Here is a 20,260-nt window from a genome sequence, read left to right on the forward strand (position 1 = left end):
AGATTCAAAATATAGTATTTTGAGAAAATGTGTTGCATATAATATTAATTTATGCTAGAATAATACGCAGAAATACAGAGACAGTCTTTGGGGCAGGGTGCAATTCCCTACCGGCGGTATAGCCCGCGAGCCTGGGACAGTGGTGCGGTGGCAGCTTCGGCTGCTGTGCATGAGCTGTGGAGGGCAGGATTTGGTGAAATTCCAGAGCCGACAGTATAGTCTGGATGAGAAAAGACGTGTTGTGTGCATCTTTTTGTGTGTTTGCGATGGCTGTTGAGGATTTTTCTTCGACAGCCATTTTTTGCGTTTTTAGAGGACTTCACTCTGTACTTCAAATATTTTGTATCAGGTTTTAATCAGAGGTGATAGGATGCAAAAGAATTTGGAAGGAAGGCTTGCCGGATTTGTGGAATGTGGTAAATCAGACGTATTTTATGAATTTGATGAGCGGATGATGGGACGTGCCCTTGAGCTGGCAAGGAACGGTATGGGCCGCACATCCCCCAATCCACTGGTAGGCGCTGTGATTGTCAGGGATGGCAGGATTGTGGCAGAGGGCTGGCACAGGAAGGCCGGTACCCCGCATGCTGAAATCCACGCCCTAAACATGGCAGGAGAGCTGGCAAGGGGGGCTACGGTGTATGTTTCCCTTGAGCCCTGCGCTCATTATGGCAGGACAGGCCCCTGTGCCGTGGCGCTGGTGGAGGCAGGGGTCAGCCGGGTGGTAATAGCCATGACGGACCCCAATCCCAAGGTGGCAGGCAGGGGCATTGCCATTTTGCAGGAAGCCGGCATAGAAGTGACGGTAGGGGTGCTGGAAAAGGAAGCCCGTGAGCTGAACGAGGTGTTCCTGAAATGGATTACGACGGGATTGCCTTTTGTGGCCTTGAAAACAGCCATGACGCTGGATGGCAAGATTGCTACGGCGGCCGGTCAGTCCCAGTGGATTACCAATGAGAAGTCACGTTATGAAACCCACAGGCTGAGGGATATCTACGACGGAATTCTGGTGGGGATTAACACGGCCCTTGCGGACAATCCTTCCCTGACAACCAGACTGAAGGAGTATGAGGGCAGGAACCCTGTACGGATTGTGGTGGACAGCCGGGCAAGGCTGCCGCTGGAGTCAAAGCTGGTGACGGACGGCGCCGCCCGTACCATTGTGGCAGTGACGGCAGGGGCACCGGCAGGGCGTGTGGAAGCATTAAAGTCGGCGGGTGTGGAAATCATCGTGGCTGGCAGTGGCGAGCAGGTGGACATGCACAGCCTGATGGAGCAGCTGGGAGCTATGAAGATAGCCTCCGTGCTGGTAGAAGGCGGTGGCAGCGTGAATTTTTCCCTCCTGCAGTCAGGTCTGGTGGACAGGGTGTATGCCTTTATCGCGCCGAAGCTGGTGGGGGGCAGGGATGCCCTTACCCCGGTGGAGGGGGATGGCTTTCAGGAGCTTAGCCAGGCCGTGGAGCTGGAAAATATTCAGATACAACAGCTGGGCTCGGATGTGCTTTTGACAGGAATTGTTAAAAGAAATACGGAAAAATGAAAAATTTCCTGTATCATGCAGGAAAAATCCAGAGGCGTATCGTATATATAACGGTGTGAGTCTGAGTTAAAAGGTGAAGGACATGTTTACAGGAATTATTGAAGAAGTGGGCAGGGTAAAGGCAATCGGCAATGGTGTCCTGCAGGTGGCGGCCAGCAGGGTGCTGGAGAACGTGCAGCTGGGGGACAGCATTGCGGTGAACGGCATCTGCCTGACGGTGACGGAGTTTGGCGGCGGCAGCTTCCGGGCTGATGTGATGCCGGAGACCATCAGGCGTACTTCTCTGGCAGAGCTGAAAATCGGCAGTCCGGTCAATCTGGAAAGGGCACTGACGCTTTCCAGCCGTCTGGGGGGACACATTGTCAGCGGCCATATAGATGGCGTGGGCAGGATTGTTTCTATGAAGGATGACGGGAATGCCATTCTGATGAAGGTGGCGGCAGATGCCGATATTCTGCACTATATTGTGGAAAAAGGCTCCGTGGCACTGGATGGCATCAGCCTGACGGTGGCGGCGGTGACAGACAGGGATTTTACGGTGTCCCTTATTCCTCATACACGACAGGTAACAAATCTCGGCAGTAAGGGAGAAGGCTCCCGCATCAATATTGAGAATGATGTGGTAGGCAAATATGTGGAGAAAATGCTGCAGCCGAAGGAAAATGCACAGAATGCACAGAATATGCAGAATAATGGGCAGTCTGAAGCTGGCGGCATCACTATGGACTTGCTGCTGAGAAGCGGATTTTGATATTTTAGTTATGACTTTTATGATTTAAGGAGCGGTTATAATGGCAGATTTTGCAACAGTTGAAGAAGCGATTGAAGAAATTCGGAATGGCAATATGATTGTGGTTGTGGACGATGAGGATCGCGAGAATGAGGGCGATTTGATTGTGGCAGCTGACAAATGCACGCCGGAGCATATCAATTTTATGGCTACCCATGCCAAGGGACTGATCTGCACTCCGGTAGAAGGCTTTATTCTGGACAGGCTGAAAATCGGGCAGATGGTGGTGAACAACACCGATAACCATGAGACTGCCTTTACTGTGTCCGTGGATGCTACCAGCACCACCACCGGCATTTCCGCCTTTGAGAGATGCCAGACGGTAAAGGAAATGATTGACCCGAATTCCAAGCCGGAGGATTTCCGTCGTCCAGGGCATGTATTTCCATTGCGTTCCGTTCCTGGGGGCGTACTGCGCCGTGCCGGGCACACTGAAACTACCACTGACCTGGCAAAGCTGGCCGGTCTGACCCCGGCAGGCTTCTGCTGTGAGATTATGGACGATGACGGGCATATGATGCGCACGCCGCGTCTTATAGAGTTTTCCAAGAAGCATGGCCTGAAGCTGATTACGGTACAGTCCCTGATTGAGTACAGGAAGCGGACCGAGTGCTTCGTGGAAAAGATTGCCGAGGCTGAATTGCCTAGCAAGTACGGCCATTTCCGCATTCATGCCTATGAGAGCAAGCTGGACGGCAAGTGCCATCTGGCTATCATGAAGGGCGAGGTTAAGGGCAAGGAGGATGTGCTGGTGCGCGTTCATTCCGAGTGCCTGACCGGAGATGCCCTCGGCTCCCTGCGCTGTGATTGCGGCGACCAGCTGGCTATTGCCTTGAAGCGCATTGAGGCAGAGGGTACAGGCGTGGTGCTGTACATGCGTCAGGAAGGCCGCGGTATCGGGCTTGGCAACAAGATGCGCGCTTATGAGCTGCAGGATCATGGCAAGGACACCGTAGAGGCAAATGTACTGCTGGGCTTTGCGCCGGATGAGCGTGATTATGGCATCGGCGCCCAGATTTTGGCAGATTTGGGGCTGACTACCATCCGCCTGATGACCAACAATCCTGCCAAGAGAGCAGGCCTTGAGGGCTATGGACTGAAGATTGTGGACAGGGTGCCGCTGGAAACACCGCTCAATGAGTACAATGAAGGCTATATGAAGGTCAAGAGAACCAAGATGGGACATATTTTGCACGAATAATATTGGTGTATTTGTATATATCAATGCAGTTCTGCTGTTGTACATGGTTCTATAACATAAATTATGGTATGTAGTAGCGTGACGGCTTATAGATATTGTTTATAGGAGGAATGAAATTATGAAGGAAGTTAAGGTTTTAGAAGGTATGCTTAATGCGCAGGGACTGCGTTTTGGTATTGTGGTTTCCCGTTTTAACGAGTTTTTCACTTCAAAGCTGCTGGGTGGCGCACTGGATACCCTGCGTCGTCATGGTGCCAGCGAGGATGATATTACTGTTGCATGGGTGCCGGGGGCTTTTGAGCTGCCGCTGGTGTCCAAGAAGATGGCTGAGTCCGGCAAGTATGATGCTATTATCGCCCTCGGCACGGTAATCCGCGGTTCCACTACCCACTATGACTATGTGTGCAACGAGGCGGCAAAGGGCATCGCCCAGGCAAGCATGGCTACCGGTGTGCCTGTGTCTTTCAGTGTGGTAACCACTGAAAATCTGGATCAGGCTATTGAGCGTTCCGGCACTAAAGCTGGCAACAAGGGCGCTGACGGTGCAATGACTGCCATTGAGATGGCAAACCTGCTGCGCCAGATTTGATGGCATGATGGTGAACCTGTGTTATGCGGCTGTGTCCGGCAAGTGATAAGGGGGATTTACGGTGAAGATTGGTGTAATAAGCGATACCCACGGCTGTCAGGAGCATTGGGCGAAGGCTTATGAGAAATTTTTTAAGGATGCGGATTTTATTATCCATGTGGGTGACGTGCTGTATCACGGGCCGCGCAATCCTATGCTGGAGGACTATAATCCGGCAGGGCTGGCTGAGAAAATCAACGCCTGTCCGCAGCCTGTGCTGATTTGCAAGGGAAACTGCGATTCCGAGGTGGATCAGCTGGTGCTGAATATGCCTATTCAGTCCCCATATGTCCATGCTTTTGCGGATGGACGCCATATTGTAGCGGTGCACGGCCATACCGTGGAAACTGATGCAGACAAGGATGCGATGGCAGAGGCAATCCGGGCGGATATCTTCATCTGCGGCCATGTGCATGTCAATGTGCTGGAAAAGCGTGGCAATACGGTATTTCTCAATCCGGGCTCTCCGTCCCTGTCCAAGCGCGAGGACGGCAGGCAGACCTGTGCCGTGATTGAAAAGGATTGTATCCGGATTTACGATATTAATTCCGGTGAGGTTGTCATGGAGAAGGATTTATGAGCGACAAGTTGGTAAAAGCGATTACCAGTGGTGTCAGGGTGTATGCTGCCGTGACTACTGACCTGGTGAATGAGGCCATCAGGCGGCATGACTGCTACCCGGTGGCGGCGGCGGCGCTGGGGCGCACCATGACGGGCGCACTATTGCTGGCGGCAAATTTGAAAAACAAGGAAGCACTGACGGTCAATATCCGCGGCAACGGTCCCTTGAAGAATATTACGGCGGATGCCGTGCCGGAAGGCTTTGTCCGCGGCTATGTGGCTAATCCTCATGTGGAATTGCCGCTGAATGACAAGGGCAAGCTGGATGTAGGCGGCGGTGTAGGCGAGGGACTGGTGACGGTTACCCGTTTCACCGGTCTGCGCGAGCCGATGCGGGGCAGTAGCGAGATTGTCACAGGCGAGATTGCTGAGGACTTGACGAATTACCTTTATGTTTCCGAGCAGACGCCTTCCAGTATTGGCCTGGGGGTGCTGGTGGATACGGATTTTTCTGCCAAGGCGGCAGGAGGCTTTATCATTCAGCCGATGCCGGATGCAGACGAGGACATCATCAGCAGGCTGGAGGAAAATCTGCAAAAGCTTCGTCCTGTTACTGCCATGATTGATGAGGGCAAGGATGCGAAAGAGATTATTCTGGAAATCATGGACGGTTTCGAGATGGAATTCCTGACAACTACGGATTTGGCATTCAGATGCCAGTGCTCCAAGGAGCGTCTGGAAGATGTCCTGCTGAATTTGAACCATGACGATATGGAGTCCCTGATTGCTGACGGGCAGGCGGAGGTATGCTGTCACTTCTGCGGTGAAAAATATCTCTTTAGCAAGGAAGAATTACAGCATCTTTTAAAATTAGCCGATGCTGTAAAGTAAAAATACTTTACAACAGTTTTTTTATCTGCTATAATAGCTAACTGTGACAGCGTGAAATATGCTGTCGTGCTTTGCAGCGAGTCAGGGACAAGGGGATATTGCCTCTGGCGACGGTGTTGGTTTTTTTGTGGAAGAAAATTTATGCCGGTGGTTGCAATCAACAGTGAGCGTGTGTTATAATTTTCATATTGTGTGTGAAGACCGTACACACTCAGAGATACTATAAGGAGGTGTGTTACATGGCAAGTGTATGTGAAGTATGCGGTAAGGGTGAGTTGAGCGGCAACAATGTCAGCCATTCCCACTTGAAGACCAAGCGTACCTGGAAGCCAAACATTCAGCGTGTTCGTGCCGTTGTTGAGGGCGAGGTTAAGCGTGTTAATGTTTGCACCCGTTGCCTGCGTTCTGGCAAGGTCGAGAGAGCTATCTAATTTGCGCAAAAGTATCATCGAATGATATATCATAAGAAAAGCCGGTTATTTTATAACCGGTTTTTCTTATGCCACCGGCCCAACGCCAAATAATGGCAATTTTTTGAGCTGACAAGGAAAAATACTTGACAACCCACTATAAGCTGGTTATAATAGCTATGGTCGGGTAAGGGTGTGCCTTGAAAGCAGGTGGTATTGTGCTGGAACAGCGTTTATATCTGGCTCAGCTATATGATGTCTATGGGCCGCTGTTGACAGAGAAGCAGCAGCGATGCCTGGAGATGCACCTTTTTGAGGATTTCTCCATGTCAGAGATAGGGGAAAGCCTGCAGGTATCCCGACAGGCGGTATACGATATACTGCATCGCTCCGAGCAGACCATGGCAGAGTATGAAGCGAAGCTGGGGCTGGCTCAGAGAATGGAGAAGCAGCGTCATGAACTGACAGAAATTTATGATGAGCTGAAGGGACTTGATGTTGGAAGGGCAGTGGAGCAGGTTGCTGCGGTATTGCAGAGGCTTGAGCCATATACAAGCCTTGATACGGCTCAGGAGGAATAGTTTTGATTTTTGAAGGTTTGGCAGACAGACTGCAGGAAACATTTAAGAAGCTGCGTGGACACGGCAAGCTGACAGAGGATGATGTCAAGGCTGCCATGAAGGAAGTGCGGATGGCTCTTTTGGAGGCAGACGTAAACTTCAAGGTGGTAAAGGACTTTGTCAAGCGTGTAACGGAGCGGGCTATCGGTCAGGATGTTATGGAAGCATTGACGCCTGCCCAGGTAGTAATCAAGATTGTTGATGAGGAACTGACCGAGCTGATGGGCGGTTCCCAGAGCAAGATAAATATGTCATCACAGCCGCCAACCATCATCATGATGGCGGGCTTGCAGGGTGCAGGTAAGACAACCTCGGCAGGCAAGCTCGGACTGGCATTGAAAAAGCAGGGCAAGCGTCCTGTGCTGGTAGCGGCTGATATATACAGGCCGGCGGCTGTTACCCAGTTGCAGGTCATTGGCAAGCAGCTGGATATCCCGGTATTCTCCATGGAGCAGGGAACCGATGCTGTAACGATTGCCAAGTCATCCTTGAATTATGCTTTTACCCACGCCAATGATGTGGTTATCATCGATACCGCAGGCCGCCTGCACATCAATGAAGAATTGATGCAGGAGCTGAAGGACATCAAGCGCGAGGTGAAGCCTCATGAAATTCTGCTGGTTGTAGATGCTATGACCGGTCAGGATGCCGTGAATGTGGCGGAGAGCTTCAACAAGGATTTGGAGCTTACCGGTCTGGTGCTGACCAAGATGGACGGTGACTCCCGCGGTGGTGCGGCGTTGTCCGTCAAGGCAGTGACAGGCTGTCCGATTAAGTTCGTGGGCATGGGCGAAAAGCTGGAGCCTTTGCAGCCGTTCCATCCGGATCGTATGGCCTCCCGTATTCTGGGCATGGGCGATGTGCTTTCCCTGATTGAGAAGGCGCAGGATGCCTTCGATGCCAAGGAAGCGGCAGAGCTGAACAAGAAGCTGCGCAAGGATGAGTTTACGCTGGACGATTTCCTGAGCCAGATGAAGCAGGTGAGGAAGCTCGGTTCCTTCGAGCAGATTATCGGCATGATTCCGGGGCTGGGGAGCCAGGTAAAGGATGCCCTGAAGGATAAGGACATCGATCTTAACGGCAAGGAGATGCGCCGCATAGAGGCGATTATCCTGTCCATGACTCCCAAGGAGAGAGCCAATACAAAAATCATCAACGGCAGCCGCAGAAAGCGCATAGCTATGGGCAGCGGTGTCCGTGTGCAGGACGTCAACAAGCTCTTAAAGCAGTTTGAGGAAATGCAGAAGATGATGAAGCGCATGAAAAAGATGCAGGGCGGCAAGAAGGGCGGCTTCGGCGGTCTCAAGCTACCGTTCATGCATTGATTATATAAGCAAGTATATCTTCTATAAAAATAGAGTTTAGATATACCATATCTAAGGAGGTGAATTTTCACATGGCAGTAAAGATTCGTTTGAACCGTATGGGTGCTAAGAAGAACCCTTTCTATCGTATTGTTGTAGCTGATTCCCGTGCACCACGCGATGGCCGTTTCATTGAGATTGTTGGCAACTATGACTCCACTAAGGAGCCTGCAGTAGTAAACATCGACGAGGAGAAGGCTCTGGAGTGGATGTCCAAGGGTGCGCAGCCTACTGACACTGTTCGTTCTTTGTTCTCCAAGCAGGGCATCATGGCTAAGTTTGATGCAGCTAAGCATGCTAAAGACTAAGAAAGAGGCATAGCATGAAAGAGATCGTTGAGATTATTGCGAGGTCCCTTGTAGACAATCCTGATCAGATTGTAGTGAACGAGAAAGAGGAGGACGGCATCGTTCTGTTCGAGCTTCATGTGGCTGATGAGGATATGGGCAAGGTTATTGGCAAATCCGGACGTATCGCCAAAGCGTTGCGTACTGTTGTCAAGGCTGCTGCTACTCGCGAGAATAAAAAAGTGAATGTAGAAATAGTTAGCTGATTACCTCAGCCGAAACTGCGGCAGATTTTTCTGCCGCAATTTCTATATATGGCACTATATGCCGATATTATTGTTTTTGCACTGTGTGACATTGTATGTCGCGTTGTATGCCGTATTGTATGTCGCCATATGCCTGTGTGTGGCACTGAAATAATATGGCATTGTTGATGAAAATATAGATGATAGCAGGATATTTCAGGATATTTTAGATATTTGCAGATTAGTGATTATTGGAGGCTTTATAATGGACAAGGTTTTAGTAAAATTCCCTTTGACTATCAAGGCAAAGCTGACGGAAAAGCTGAAGAATTCCATGCTGGAGGAAATGAATAATGGCATCCAGCAGGCGCAGCTGGAAATTTCCCAGATTAATATTCAGGCCGAGCGTGCCTTGAAGCAGACCGACGAGGCAGGCAACCTGCCTAACGAGGAAGCCCAGGCAATGATTCACCGTCATTTCGGCATGGAGCGCCAGAAGCGCGAGGAGTACATCGCTCAGACTACTGCTCGCCGTGACGAGCTGGAAAAGCTGGTACTGGGTGCAGAGATTGTGCAGGGACAGAGTGAGCGTTTTGTTGAGCTGAAGGTTGGGGACAACATCCGCGACCAGTTTAATGTGGAAGTAGTGGTGGAAGATGATAAGATCATCGCAATCCGCAGCTAAAAACAATACGCCAGCCGCTGCCGGTGACAGGATTGTCATCGGCAAGGCAGGCGCTCCTCACGGTGTCCGCGGCGAGCTGCGGATAATTCCCCTGACGGATTTTCCGGAGAGGTTTCAGGAGCTGGAGCATGTCTATGTGGGCGATGAGCTGATGGAGGTGGAGGACTGCTGGTATCACAAGCAGTTCGTCATCATGAAGCTGAAGCAGTGCCCTCACCGGGAGGCGGCAGCCCTGCTGACCGGCAGGCTTCTCTATGTGGACAAGGCCGAGGCTATGCCTTTGGAGGAAGGGGAGTATTATACCTTTGACATCATCGGGCTGGAAGCTTTTGACCTTGCGGGGGAGTCCTTGGGCTTCGTCACCGAGGTATTGAAGACCGGCAGCAACGATGTTTATGTGGTGTCCCGCAAAGGCCAGGCAAAGCAGATTCTGGTGCCGGCCCTGAAAGCCGTTGTGAAGGAAATCAATGTGCCCGAGGGCAGGATGGTTGTGGATTTGCCGGAGGAAGCCTGATGAGGATAGATATTCTTTCCTTGTTTCCTGCCATGTTTGCAGGTCCCTTCGGGGAGAGCATTACCAAGCGCGCCGTGGCAAAGGGGCTTTTGGATATTCACATCATGAATTTCCGTGACTTTGCGGAAGGGCGGCACAAGCAGGTGGATGACTCTCCTTTCGGGGGCGGCAGTGGCATGGTGCTGAAGCCGGAGCCTCTTTTTCGTGCTGTCCGCTTTTTGAAGGATACTACCCATTATACGAAGCGGCGGGTGCTTTTGATGAGCCCGGAGGGGGCGGTATTCAATCAGGCCAAGGCGCGGGAGCTGGCACAGTATGAGCAGCTTATCTTTATCTGCGGCCACTATGAAGGCTTTGATGCCCGCATCAGCGAGAACCTTGCCGACGAGATTATCTCCATCGGCGATTTTGTGCTGACCGGCGGCGAGCTGCCGGCCATGATGATTACGGATGCTGTGTCCCGGATGCTGCCGGGGGTGCTGGGCTCGGAGGAATCCGCGCCTACTGACTCCTTTTACAACGGCCTTTTGGAGCATCCCCAGTACACGCGGCCGAGGGATTTTGAAGGCATGCAGGTACCGGAGGTGCTGTTTTCCGGCGACCACGCCAAGATAGCCAGATGGCGCAGGGAAAAGTCCCTGGCGGCAACCCTGAAGCATCGCCCGGACCTGTTAAAGACAGCGGTGCTGGACAAAAAAGATTTGCAGTACCTTGCGGCATTGCAGGAAAATAAAAGTGATGAATAAGGCAGGCACGTCTTTTGATGTGTCTGTCTTTTTTGCGTTGCATAAAACTTTTGTTTAATGTAAAATTGATTTAAGGGTAAAAGTGATAGGCGCGGCTTCGGTTGCAAAAAAGTTTTGCAACGGCATGCAACCGCATATCAGACATATTTTATGGGACGGGAAGTGAATATATGCCGAGGGAAAAATTTAACATTGACGGGCAGATTCAGCAGATGAAGTCAAAAGGGATTTCCTTCAACATGATTGATGAGAAAAAGGCCAAGGATTTTCTGGCGAATCATACCTATTATTTCCGCTTGAAGTTTTATGCCAATAATTATGATAAATACCGCAAGGGTGACCGCATGGGAGAGTACATTGACCTGGATTTTGCCTATCTCAAGGAGCTGTCCCTGCTGGATGTTTATCTGCGGCGCATAATGTTTCCAATCGTCATGGATGTGGAGCATTTTGCCAAAATCAATCTTCTGGCCTCCCTGCAGAAAAATAAGCGTGAGGACGGCTATTCCATCGTATCCGAGCTTTTTAAGAAGCAGCCGTGGCTGGCCAGGGAGATTGAGCGGCAGAAGGCTCCCTATACTGCCGGCCTGATTAAGAAATACAAGGATAATTTTGCCGTGTGGAACGTCATAGAGGTGCTGACCTTTACGAATTTGATTGTGCTGTACGATTTTTATTACAGCAAATACGATCAAAAGCATGTAGAGCCGGAATTTTTTTATTCGGTGCGCAATATTCGTAACAGTATTGCCCATAATAACTGCCTGCTGCACGATTTGCGGGCCGTTGAGGATGGTCAGAACAGCAGGTCGGAGGAAATCTGCCGGATTGTCAGCGAGATTCCGGGGATTGGCGTTTCCATGCGCAGTACCAAGCTGTCAGTGCCGTTTTTGTATGATTTTGTCACGACCTTGGAGGTTTTTGACAAGATTGTTACAAGCAAGAAGGAAAAAGTCAAGCAGCTGGAGCTTCTGTATCTGGTGGTAAATAATCGTTTTTCCCGGCATATTGACTATTTTGCCGGCAACGACATTGTCAGGACGGCATTTGATTTCATGAACAAGGTGGTAAGCTATTATCGGAGCAAGAATCTGGCCGGCATGGAAACAGATGACATCTAGTGCATGCTGTGTGCCCGGCATAGCTGTGGCTGAAAGGCAATCACAGGGCTTCGCCGCGTATTGTGCAGAGGTGTACGGCTTCGGCGTGTGCACGGCTTGACAACTGTCAGGCGGGTAAGGTAGAATGAAAAGGATTGCAGTGTTGTGATTTAGAATGTGAGGTGCAATATGGCTGATAAGATGCTTGATGAAATGGACGAAAATATCGTAGTTGAGTTTAATGATGATAACGGCAACTCCCTGTACTATCAGCAGGAGATGATTATTCCTGTTGACGGACAGGATTATGCTCTGCTGGTCGGGCTGAATGTTGAGAACGATGAGAGCTTTGATGAGGAGGAGAACGTGATTATCGCCAAGATTGTCAAGGATGAGAATGGCGAGGATGAATACGTTGATCCTACCGATGAGGAGTTTGAGGCAGTGCAGAAGGCCTATAACGACCTTTGCGATGCTGAGGAGGCACAGTAACAGGCACATTTTTTCACGTCTGTGCGGCGGGGAGGCTGTGTACGGCGTTCCTGCCGCGCGGATGTGATTTTGCTTTTAGCTATTGACAACAGCGACAATTTGCTGTATCATGTACACATGCTCAAATGAGCAGATGACAACGAAATATGAACTCATCCAGAGCGGTGGAGGGACTGGCCCTATGAAGCCGCGGCAACCATTGTCCATGCGGGTGGACGAAACGGTGCTAATTCCTGTAGGCTGAGCCTGAAAGATGAGAGAAATTGCAAGCTCTCTCATTGTGGAGAGTTTTTTTATTATCAAAATACGGAGCTTTGTGTGTTGCTTCGGAGGGATAAAATGTTGGGCCTGGATAGAAGGTTGGCTTCATATTTCATTGGAAGATTATCTTTACTTTATTTTTCTGTATAATGAAAGAGGAGGCATTTTTTATGGCAAAACGTTTATTGTTCACTTCGGAGTCTGTTACTGAAGGACATCCTGATAAAATTGCGGATCAGATTTCAGACAGCATTCTGGATGCTATTCTGGAAAAGGATCCATATGGGCGCGTTGCCTGCGAGACGCTGGTAACTACAGGTCAGGCACATATTGCCGGTGAGATATCCACCAAGTGCTATGTGGATATTGCCAAGATTGCCCGTGATACCATTCGCAGGATTGGCTATACCCGCGCGAAGTTCGGCTTTGATGCAGATACCTGCGGTGTGCTGATTTCCCTTGATGAGCAGTCTCCTGATATTGCCCAGGGCGTCGACAAGGCTCTGGAGGCAAGGGAAGGTGATTTGGACGAGGCCGAAGCTACAGGCGCTGGCGATCAGGGCATGATGTTCGGCTATGCCACCAATGAAACACCTGAATTCCTGCCACTGCCGATTGCGCTGGCTCATCGGCTTGCACGCCGCCTGACCGAAGTGCGCAAGAACGGCACCCTGCCGTATCTCCGCCCGGATGGCAAGACGCAGGTTACTGTTGCCTATGAGAATGGCAGGCCTGTTGCCATCGATACTATCGTAATTTCCACCCAGCATGATGAAAATGTTACGCTGGAGCAGATTCGCAAGGATTTGATTGAGCATGTAATCAAGGTTGTGATTCCTGCTGATATGCTCAGCGAGGAAACCAAGTATTTTATCAATCCTACCGGCAAGTTCGTTATCGGCGGCCCGCAGGGCGACTGCGGACTGACGGGACGCAAGATTATTGTTGATACCTATGGCGGTATGGCCCGTCACGGCGGCGGTGCCTTCTCCGGCAAGGATCCGACGAAGGTTGACCGCTCCGGCGCCTATGCTGCCCGCTATGTGGCAAAGAATATCGTCGCTGCCGGGCTGGCAGAGCGTGCCGAGGTACAGCTGGCCTACGCTATCGGCGTGGCTACGCCTGTGTCCATCATGGTTGATACCTTTGGTACCGGCAAGGTTGATGACCGCGTTCTTGAGGAACTGGTACAGAAGAATTTTGACCTGCGTCCGGCAGGTATCATCAGGATGCTTGATTTGCGCCGTCCGATTTATGCCCAGACTGCGGCCTATGGTCACTTTGGCCGCACCGATGTTGATCTGCCATGGGAGCACACCGACAAGGCAGAGGCTTTGAAGGCACAGGCCGGTATCTGATACGGCAGGCGTCCGGATTTTAAATTGATTTCATGAGGCTGTCACGCTGATGGCAGCTGTCTCCTTTTCGCAGTCTTTTTGCGGGTTCGGGCAGGCAGCTGGCCAGCGGTGTGACAGCTTTTTTTGTATCTACAATAATTATCATTTATCTTATCATAAAAAGTTATAGGTAATATATCCAATTAGTAGTTTTATTTTCCGCCGCTTTGTAGTATTGTATAGGAAAAGGATATTGTATACAAAATACATAAAAGCATTTATACGGGGGGCGGACATAATGAGAAAAGAGCATGATTTTCTGGGCGAGCTGCAGGTGCCTGACGAGGTATATTACGGCGTGCAGACCATGAGGGCCATGGAGAATTTCCAGATTACCGGTCAGCGGGTTGATAGTGACTTCATTATTGCCATGGCGCAGGTGAAAAAGGCGTCCGTGCTGGCGAACCTTTCCACCGGCAGGATGCCAAAGGAAATCGGTGAGCCGTTGTTGCAGGCCGCGGAGGAGATTATCGGTGGCAGATTCCTTGACCAGTTCCCTGTGGACCCGATTCAGGGCGGTGCAGGCACTTCCTTCAATATGAACATGAATGAGGTGCTGTGCAACAGGGCGCTGGAAATTACAGGCAGGCCAAAGGGGCGGTATGACATCATCTCGCCTAACAATCACGGCAATATGGCGCAGTCCACCAATGATACTTTTCCTACTGCCATCAAGGTCTGTCTGCGGCACAAGGGAAGCAAGCTGTTAAAGGCGCTGGACTATCTGGCAACGGAGCTGGAGAAAAAATCGGAGGAGTACAAGGATATTTTGAAGATGGCGCGTACCCATCTGCAGGATGCAGTGCCTATTACCCTTGGGCAGGAAATGGGTTCCTATGCGTCGTCGGTGCGCCGCGGCATGCGGCGTATCCAGCATGCGCTGGATGAAATCAATTATATCAACATGGGCGGCACGGCAGTTGGTACCGGGCTGAACGCAGAGCCTGCCTATCTGTCCGTGATTGCGGATAAGCTCAGCGAGGTTACCGGCGAGAAGTGGTGTGAGGCCGGCAATCTCATAGACGCCACCAACAACACCGATGGCTTTGCAGATGTTTCCGCGTCCCTGAGAAATACGGCTCTGGTGCTCATAAAGATGGCTAACGACTTCCGTCTGATGGCTTCCGGGCCGAGGGATGGCTTCTATGAGCTGAAACTGCCGATGCGCCAGCCAGGGTCTTCTATCATGCCTGGCAAGGTCAATCCTGTTATTGCAGAGGTTCTGAACCAGACCTGCTATCAGGTGGTAGGCAATGATCTGGCAGTGAGCCTGGCGGTGGAGAACGGGCAGTTTGAGCTGAACGTCATGGAGCCTGTGATGGCTTTCAATATGTTTAATTCCATGAAGTTCCTGACCAATGCGGTCAACGGCTTTGTGGACAAGCTGTTGAAGGGGCTTGAGCCGAACCGTCAGCAGTGCCGGTACTGGCTGGACAGGAGCGTGGGTGTCGTGACAGCCCTGCTGCCGCACATTGGCTATGAGCAGTCCGCCCAGCTGGCCAAGGAAGCCTACAATACCGGCAGGCCGATTCGGGAGATTATTCTGGAGCAGGGAATCATGACAAAGGAACGTCTGGATGAAGTCATGGCCCCTATGGCTATGACCAGTCCGGGCATCGTGGGTCAGTGATGTGATGTAATGTAATATAAACTGATGGCACTCCCCGTCCTTCGGGGAGTGCTTTTTTGAGTAAAAAAATATTGACTTTTGGGAACTTCTGGGATATCATTGTTATGTTATTTTGGAATTAGTTTAAGTGGGGAGCAGGTGACTCCCCTTTTGTTTGTGTTAATGGGAGGAATTTTGAACCAATGAGCAAAAATGAAAGTTTGAGAAATATTGCTATTATCGCCCACGTAGACCATGGCAAGACCACTCTTGTGGATGCCATGCTGCAGCAGAGCCATATTTTCCGTTCCAACGAGCAGGTTGCAGAGCGTGTAATGGACTCCGGTGATTTGGAGCGTGAGCGGGGTATTACGATTCTTTCCAAGAATACAGCTATTATGTATGACGGTATCAAGATTAATATCGTTGATACTCCGGGCCATGCTGATTTTGGCGGCGAGGTGGAGCGCGTCCTGAACATGGTGGACGGCGTTGTACTGCTGGTAGATGCCTTTGAGGGGCCTATGCCGCAGACGAAGTACGTGCTCAGAAAGGCTCTGGAGCAGGGCTTGAAGCCAATTGTTGTCATCAATAAGATTGACCGCCCTGACCAGCGCGTGGATGATGTCTATGACGAGGTTCTGGAGCTGTTCATGGAGCTGGATGCGGACGATGACCAGCTGGATTTCCCTTGCATCTACGCAACCGCCCGCGATGGTATTGCCAAGTACAGCATGGAGGATGATAATGCAGATTTGAAGCCTCTGATGGAGACTATTGTCAAGGAAATTCCTTGCCCGAAGGGTGATGCGGAGGGACCTCTGCAGATGATGGTTACTACCCTTGAGGCTGATGAGTATATCGGCAAGGTAGCTGTTGGCCGTATTATCCGCGGCAGGGTAAAGCCTAATCAGGCTGTTGTGCTGATGGATGGTGACAGCCAGACAAAGGCAAAGGTGGGCAAGGTGTACACCTATCAGGGCCTGAGCCGTGTAGAGGTGCCGGAGGCTTCCATGGGTGAGATTGTCTGCCTGACCGGTCTTGGCAATGTAAGCATCGGTTATACCGTAGCTGATGCAGAAAATCCGGAGGCTCTTCCTACTATTAATATTGATGAGCCAACCCTGTCCATGACCTTTGGCGTCAACACCAGCCCGTTTGCCGGCCGTGAGGGACAGTTCGTTACTTCCCGCCATCTCCGTGACCGTTTGTTCAAGGAGGTTGAGACCAATGTGGCACTGCGCGTTGAGGAAACTGAAAGCGCCGATGTATTCAAGGTTTCCGGCCGTGGTGAGCTGCATCTGTCCATCCTGATTGAAACCATGCGCCGTGAAGGCTATGAGCTGCAGGTTGGCAAGCCGGAGGTAGTATACAAGACCATCAACGGGCAGAAGTGTGAGCCTATGGAGAACCTGACCATCGAGGTTCCACAGGAGTTTATGGGTACGGTTATGGAGTCCCTCGGTACCCGCAAGGCCGAGCTTTCCAACATGACCGAGGTAGCAGGCTACATGCGCATGGAGTTTTTGATTCCTGCCCGCGGCCTGATTGGCTTCCGTTCCGAGCTTTTGACCAATACCAAGGGCAACGGTATCATGAACCATGTATTTGCGGGCTATGTTCCGTACAAGGGCGACATTCCTGGCCGTGTACGCGGTTCACTGGTAGCCTTTGAGCAGGGCGAGACTACAGGCTATGGTATTTTCTCCTTGCAGGACCGTGGTACTATGTTTATTTCTCCGGGCCAGTCTGTTTACGAGGGCATGATTGTGGGTGAAAACTCCCGCGAGATGGATATAGATATCAATCCGTGCAAGGCCAAGCACGTTTCCAACATGCGTACATCTGCCTCTGACGAGGCAATACGCCTTGTGCCGCCGCGTATTTTAAGCCTTGAGCAGGCCATCGAGTACATCAATCAGGATGAGCTGGTAGAGGTTACACCTGAAAGCATCCGCCTTCGCAAGTCTATCCTGGACAAGACTGTACGCGGCCGCGCCAGCAAAAATGCCAGAAAGTAAAGCAAGAGGAAATTAGGTCTAAAGTATCCATTGATATTTATTAAACAATAGTGTATAATAAGCGCATAGTTGCAGGATTTTTAAGGTAATGTTTAGCACTTGATGGATAGGAACAGTATGTGTTATTTTTCTGTAGGTGCAGGAATACGATAGTGGGATTTATCGGATTTATTGTTGGAGGCGGAGATTGTGGAAATTATCAATAAGCTGAGCAGGTTTTTTGCACCTGTAGAAGAGGAAATCATTCTGGATGACGGTTTCGTGGAGGAGCCTGTGGCTGTACCGGCTGCTGACAGTGTTGAGAGCAGGAAGGTTGCCGGCGGCGAGTCTGTGAGCCAGATTGCACCGCAGCCTGAGTTCAGTGCTGCTGCCCGTCGTCAGGGCATGAAGCTGGTATCCAGCAACAAGTCTATGGACATGAAGATTCAGATTTATGTTCCGCAGAATTTTGACAGTGTTTCTGAGATTGCGGATGCCTTGAAGTCAAAGCGTTCCGCCATTGTCAACTATGAGCGTGTTGAGCTGGCAGAGCAGCGCCGTATCTGCGATTTCCTGAATGGCGTATGTTATGTTCAGGATGGCGAGGTGCGCCGCATCACTGCAACTATGGTACTGTATGTGCCTGACGGAGTGGAGATTAATGAGGTAAAGAGCATAGCTCCAGCTCCTGCACAGCTTTAATTTATTGTTTTATGATAGGCAGGGAGCCAGTTTGTCCGCGGGGCGCTGGCTCCTTTTTATATATCCTGCATACGGATTGACATTGTTATGAAATTTAAATATAATATTACAGTGTGACTAAAAACAGGCACAGGCGCGTTTTATGCTGTCAGGCGGCATCCTGCCGGGAGGCCGTCCTGTGTGGAGCGATCGTCTGGTAATATATGGCAAAGGAGTTTTATAAATGGCAGACAAAAGTGTAATGCTGACCGCGGATGGTCTGAAAAAACTGCAGGAAAAGCTGGATTATTTAAAGGGTGAGAGAAGAAAAGAGGTAGCAGAGCGCCTGAAGGCTGCTATTGCTCTGGGCGACCTGTCCGAGAACTCCGAGTACGATGATGCAAAAAATGAGCAGGCCTTCCTGGAGGGGGAGATTCTGGAGCTGGAAGAAAGCATCAGAAATGCCCGCATCATTGAAGCCAGCGCGGATAGCAATACCGTATCGCTGGGCTGTCAGGTAGTGCTGAAGGATATTGAGTTTGATGAAACTGATACATACATGATTGTCGGCTCTACGGAGGCGGATCCGGATAACGGCAAGATTTCCAACGAGTCACCTGTTGGCCTGGCTATTATGGGACAGGCTGTCGGTTCCGTGGTTGACGTTGTCGTTGGTGAGAATATCATCCAGTATCAGATTATGGAAATTAAGCAGTAAGGCGCTCAGAAGTGTCTTTACAGCTGTAGTATGTGCAACAGGAGATAGATTTAAGTGTCAGAGAATAAGGAAAACAAGCCTGCTGTTGAGCAGGATATGAATGAGCTTTTGAAGGTTCGCCGGGACAAGCTGGCTGCTTTCGAGGCAAAGGGAGTGGCTCCTTTTGGCCATCGTTTTGAGGTATCACACCATGCTAGTGATATCCTTGAGCAGTTTGGCTATCTGGAGGGAGAGGCTGAAAGCGAGGAAGAGGTTACGATTGCAGGCCGTCTGATGGCTATTCGCGGCCATGGCAAGGCCAGCTTTTCTGTGCTTATGGATCGCAGTGGCCGCATTCAGATTTATTTCAAGCTGGATGTGCTGGGGGAGGAAAAGTATTCCCAGTTCAAGCTTTTGGATATCGGTGATATTATCGGCGTAAAGGGCAAGGTATTCCGTACCCGCCGCGGTGAGATTACCGTCCGGGTGGATGATTTTGATTTGCTGTCCAAGTCCCTCCGGCCGTTGCCTGAGAAGTTCCACGGCTTGACCGATACGGAAATCCGCTACCGTCAGCGTTATGTGGATTTGATTATGAATCCGGAGGTTATGGATACCTTTGTGGCTCGTACCAATATTATGAAGTCTATTCGCGATTATTTGGATGAGCGTGACTTTTTGGAGGTTGAGACGCCGGTTTTGGGAACGATTGCCGGTGGCGCTGCAGCGCGTCCGTTTATCACCCATCACAATACATTGGATATTGATATGTATCTGCGTATTGCTACCGAGCTGAATCTGAAGCGCCTGATCGTAGGCGGCATGGAGCGTGTCTATGAGATGGGACGCGTATTCCGCAACGAGGGCATGGACGTGCGCCATAACCCGGAGTTTACTTCTATTGAGATTTATCAGGCTTATGCGGACTATCGTGATTTAATGGATATTACCGAGGGCATTGTGCTGAATGCGGCTCAGAAGGTGCTGGGTACCACGGTTATCAATTATCAGGGCACAGAGATTGATTTGGCAAAGGTTAAGCGCATCAGCATGAATGATGCAGTCAAGGAAGCTACAGGCAAGGATTTCCTGAGCTGTCAGACCGTGGAGGAAGCACGCGCTATGGCCAAGGAGATTGGCGTTCCTTATGAGGAGCGTTTTGGCATTGGCGGCATTTTGAATGCGGCCTTCGAGGAAAAGGTGGAGGAATCCTTGATTCAGCCTACCTTTATTACCGGCCATCCGACGGAGATTTCTCCTCTTGCCAAGAGAAACCCGGAAAATCCGATGATTACGGACAGGTTTGAGTTCTTTATCTATGGCCGTGAGCTGGCCAATGGCTTTACGGAGCTGAACGACCCGATTGACCAGGAGGGGCGTTTCCTTGACCAGATGAAACAGCGTGAGGCTGGTGATGATGAAGCTCATGAGATGGACAGGGACTTCATCACTGCCCTTGAGTACGGCCTGCCGCCAACGGGCGGCCTGGGCATCGGTGTTGACCGTCTGGTAATGTTCCTGACGGACAGTGCGTCTATCCG

The 20,260-nt window shown here is 50.6% G+C and carries 22 protein-coding genes and 2 riboswitches; all 22 genes read left to right on the plus strand.

Going from position 1 to position 20,260, the window contains the following annotated elements; genetic code table 11:
* Positions 1-79: 79 nt before the first annotated feature.
* A riboswitch (FMN riboswitch) is annotated at positions 80-240 on the plus strand.
* 211 nt (positions 241-451) lie between these two features.
* Positions 452-1,540 carry a bifunctional diaminohydroxyphosphoribosylaminopyrimidine deaminase/5-amino-6-(5-phosphoribosylamino)uracil reductase RibD gene (gene ribD, locus ACI3UA_RS02730; protein ID WP_439723315.1) on the plus strand — a complete coding sequence of 363 codons (1,089 nt, stop codon included), beginning with the start codon at positions 452-454 and terminating at the stop codon, positions 1,538-1,540.
* Between the two features lie 82 nt (positions 1,541-1,622).
* Entirely contained in the window at positions 1,623-2,291 is a 669-nt protein-coding gene (locus tag ACI3UA_RS02735) for a riboflavin synthase (RefSeq protein ID WP_439723297.1), read from the plus strand.
* Between the two features lie 40 nt (positions 2,292-2,331).
* Positions 2,332-3,531, plus strand: a complete 1,200-nt coding sequence (locus ACI3UA_RS02740) for a bifunctional 3,4-dihydroxy-2-butanone-4-phosphate synthase/GTP cyclohydrolase II (protein ID WP_439723298.1) — start codon at positions 2,332-2,334, stop codon at positions 3,529-3,531.
* 118 nt (positions 3,532-3,649) lie between these two features.
* Positions 3,650-4,120 carry a 6,7-dimethyl-8-ribityllumazine synthase gene (gene ribH, locus ACI3UA_RS02745; protein ID WP_439723299.1) on the plus strand — a complete coding sequence of 157 codons (471 nt, stop codon included), beginning with the start codon at positions 3,650-3,652 and terminating at the stop codon, positions 4,118-4,120.
* Positions 4,121-4,181: 61 nt separating this feature from the next.
* On the plus strand, positions 4,182-4,739 hold the full coding sequence (gene yfcE / locus ACI3UA_RS02750) for a phosphodiesterase (RefSeq protein WP_439723300.1): 558 nt from the start codon (positions 4,182-4,184) through the stop codon (positions 4,737-4,739).
* Positions 4,736-5,611: an Hsp33 family molecular chaperone HslO gene (hslO, locus tag ACI3UA_RS02755; protein ID WP_439723301.1), complete on the plus strand. Its 876-nt coding sequence runs from the start codon at positions 4,736-4,738 to the stop codon at positions 5,609-5,611. Before yfcE ends, hslO begins: the two co-directional genes overlap by 4 nt.
* Positions 5,612-5,850: 239 nt before the next feature.
* Complete coding sequence (gene rpmB, locus ACI3UA_RS02760) at positions 5,851-6,042, plus strand: 50S ribosomal protein L28 (protein WP_154405092.1); 192 nt, start codon at positions 5,851-5,853, stop codon at positions 6,040-6,042.
* A gap of 197 nt (positions 6,043-6,239) precedes the next feature.
* The gene (gene ylxM, locus ACI3UA_RS02765) at positions 6,240-6,602 is read left to right on the plus strand and encodes a YlxM family DNA-binding protein (protein WP_439723302.1); all 363 of its coding nucleotides are present in this window, start codon (positions 6,240-6,242) and stop codon (positions 6,600-6,602) included.
* Between the two features lie 2 nt (positions 6,603-6,604).
* Positions 6,605-7,966: a signal recognition particle protein gene (ffh, locus tag ACI3UA_RS02770; RefSeq protein ID WP_439723303.1), complete on the plus strand. Its 1,362-nt coding sequence runs from the start codon at positions 6,605-6,607 to the stop codon at positions 7,964-7,966.
* Between the two features lie 71 nt (positions 7,967-8,037).
* Positions 8,038-8,313: a 30S ribosomal protein S16 gene (gene rpsP / locus ACI3UA_RS02775; protein WP_154405096.1), complete on the plus strand. Its 276-nt coding sequence runs from the start codon at positions 8,038-8,040 to the stop codon at positions 8,311-8,313.
* Positions 8,314-8,327: 14 nt separating this feature from the next.
* Complete coding sequence (locus tag ACI3UA_RS02780) at positions 8,328-8,558, plus strand: KH domain-containing protein (protein WP_439723304.1); 231 nt, start codon at positions 8,328-8,330, stop codon at positions 8,556-8,558.
* Positions 8,559-8,802: 244 nt separating this feature from the next.
* Entirely contained in the window at positions 8,803-9,222 is a 420-nt protein-coding gene (locus ACI3UA_RS02785; protein ID WP_439723305.1) for a YlqD family protein, read from the plus strand.
* On the plus strand, positions 9,194-9,736 hold the full coding sequence (gene rimM, locus ACI3UA_RS02790) for a ribosome maturation factor RimM (protein ID WP_439723306.1): 543 nt from the start codon (positions 9,194-9,196) through the stop codon (positions 9,734-9,736). Before ACI3UA_RS02785 ends, rimM begins: the two co-directional genes overlap by 29 nt.
* A complete protein-coding gene (gene trmD, locus ACI3UA_RS02795; RefSeq protein ID WP_439723307.1) occupies positions 9,736-10,482 on the plus strand; it encodes a tRNA (guanosine(37)-N1)-methyltransferase TrmD in 747 nt (248 codons plus the stop codon). The genes rimM and trmD overlap by 1 nt, the downstream gene beginning before the upstream one ends.
* Positions 10,483-10,652: 170 nt before the next feature.
* Positions 10,653-11,603, plus strand: a complete 951-nt coding sequence (locus tag ACI3UA_RS02800) for an Abi family protein (protein ID WP_439723308.1) — start codon at positions 10,653-10,655, stop codon at positions 11,601-11,603.
* 168 nt (positions 11,604-11,771) lie between these two features.
* Positions 11,772-12,074, plus strand: a complete 303-nt coding sequence (locus ACI3UA_RS02805; RefSeq protein ID WP_439723309.1) for a DUF1292 domain-containing protein — start codon at positions 11,772-11,774, stop codon at positions 12,072-12,074.
* Positions 12,075-12,223: 149 nt separating this feature from the next.
* Positions 12,224-12,334: riboswitch (SAM riboswitch) on the plus strand.
* A gap of 171 nt (positions 12,335-12,505) precedes the next feature.
* The gene (gene metK / locus ACI3UA_RS02810) at positions 12,506-13,693 is read left to right on the plus strand and encodes a methionine adenosyltransferase (protein WP_439723310.1); all 1,188 of its coding nucleotides are present in this window, start codon (positions 12,506-12,508) and stop codon (positions 13,691-13,693) included.
* Between the two features lie 277 nt (positions 13,694-13,970).
* Complete coding sequence (locus tag ACI3UA_RS02815; RefSeq protein ID WP_439723311.1) at positions 13,971-15,362, plus strand: aspartate ammonia-lyase; 1,392 nt, start codon at positions 13,971-13,973, stop codon at positions 15,360-15,362.
* A gap of 182 nt (positions 15,363-15,544) precedes the next feature.
* Positions 15,545-17,362, plus strand: coding sequence for a translational GTPase TypA (gene typA, locus ACI3UA_RS02820; protein WP_439723312.1), 1,818 nt, complete (start codon positions 15,545-15,547; stop codon positions 17,360-17,362).
* Between the two features lie 189 nt (positions 17,363-17,551).
* Positions 17,552-18,043 (plus strand): cell division protein SepF, encoded by a 492-nt coding sequence (locus ACI3UA_RS02825; protein ID WP_439723313.1) that lies wholly within the window; start codon positions 17,552-17,554, stop codon positions 18,041-18,043.
* 223 nt (positions 18,044-18,266) lie between these two features.
* On the plus strand, positions 18,267-18,740 hold the full coding sequence (gene greA, locus ACI3UA_RS02830) for a transcription elongation factor GreA (protein WP_439723314.1): 474 nt from the start codon (positions 18,267-18,269) through the stop codon (positions 18,738-18,740).
* Positions 18,741-18,836: 96 nt separating this feature from the next.
* Positions 18,837-20,260, plus strand: a 1,424-nt coding sequence (gene lysS, locus ACI3UA_RS02835; RefSeq protein ID WP_439723316.1) for a lysine--tRNA ligase, incomplete at its 3' end; no start/stop codon positions are given.

It is taken from the genome of Anaerovibrio sp., from assembly GCF_051866355.1.
Taxonomy (GTDB): Bacteria; Bacillota; Negativicutes; order Selenomonadales; family Selenomonadaceae; genus Anaerovibrio.

What these genes read in the sequence shown, in the direction of transcription:
- ribD (WP_439723315.1), top strand. Translation starts at nt 452, where the DNA reads ATGATGGGACGTGCCCTTGAGCTGGCAAGGAACGGTATGGGCCGCACA.
- ACI3UA_RS02735 (WP_439723297.1), top strand. Translation starts at nt 1,623, where the DNA reads ATGTTTACAGGAATTATTGAAGAAGTGGGCAGGGTAAAGGCAATCGGC.
- ACI3UA_RS02740 (WP_439723298.1), top strand. Translation starts at nt 2,332, where the DNA reads ATGGCAGATTTTGCAACAGTTGAAGAAGCGATTGAAGAAATTCGGAAT.
- ribH (WP_439723299.1), top strand. Translation starts at nt 3,650, where the DNA reads ATGAAGGAAGTTAAGGTTTTAGAAGGTATGCTTAATGCGCAGGGACTG.
- hslO (WP_439723301.1), top strand. Translation starts at nt 4,736, where the DNA reads ATGAGCGACAAGTTGGTAAAAGCGATTACCAGTGGTGTCAGGGTGTAT.
- rpmB (WP_154405092.1), top strand. Translation starts at nt 5,851, where the DNA reads ATGGCAAGTGTATGTGAAGTATGCGGTAAGGGTGAGTTGAGCGGCAAC.
- rpsP (WP_154405096.1), top strand. Translation starts at nt 8,038, where the DNA reads ATGGCAGTAAAGATTCGTTTGAACCGTATGGGTGCTAAGAAGAACCCT.
- ACI3UA_RS02780 (WP_439723304.1), top strand. Translation starts at nt 8,328, where the DNA reads ATGAAAGAGATCGTTGAGATTATTGCGAGGTCCCTTGTAGACAATCCT.
- ACI3UA_RS02785 (WP_439723305.1), top strand. Translation starts at nt 8,803, where the DNA reads ATGGACAAGGTTTTAGTAAAATTCCCTTTGACTATCAAGGCAAAGCTG.
- rimM (WP_439723306.1), top strand. Translation starts at nt 9,194, where the DNA reads ATGATAAGATCATCGCAATCCGCAGCTAAAAACAATACGCCAGCCGCT.
- trmD (WP_439723307.1), top strand. Translation starts at nt 9,736, where the DNA reads ATGAGGATAGATATTCTTTCCTTGTTTCCTGCCATGTTTGCAGGTCCC.
- ACI3UA_RS02800 (WP_439723308.1), top strand. Translation starts at nt 10,653, where the DNA reads ATGCCGAGGGAAAAATTTAACATTGACGGGCAGATTCAGCAGATGAAG.
- ACI3UA_RS02805 (WP_439723309.1), top strand. Translation starts at nt 11,772, where the DNA reads ATGGCTGATAAGATGCTTGATGAAATGGACGAAAATATCGTAGTTGAG.
- metK (WP_439723310.1), top strand. Translation starts at nt 12,506, where the DNA reads ATGGCAAAACGTTTATTGTTCACTTCGGAGTCTGTTACTGAAGGACAT.
- ACI3UA_RS02815 (WP_439723311.1), top strand. Translation starts at nt 13,971, where the DNA reads ATGAGAAAAGAGCATGATTTTCTGGGCGAGCTGCAGGTGCCTGACGAG.
- typA (WP_439723312.1), top strand. Translation starts at nt 15,545, where the DNA reads ATGAGCAAAAATGAAAGTTTGAGAAATATTGCTATTATCGCCCACGTA.
- greA (WP_439723314.1), top strand. Translation starts at nt 18,267, where the DNA reads ATGGCAGACAAAAGTGTAATGCTGACCGCGGATGGTCTGAAAAAACTG.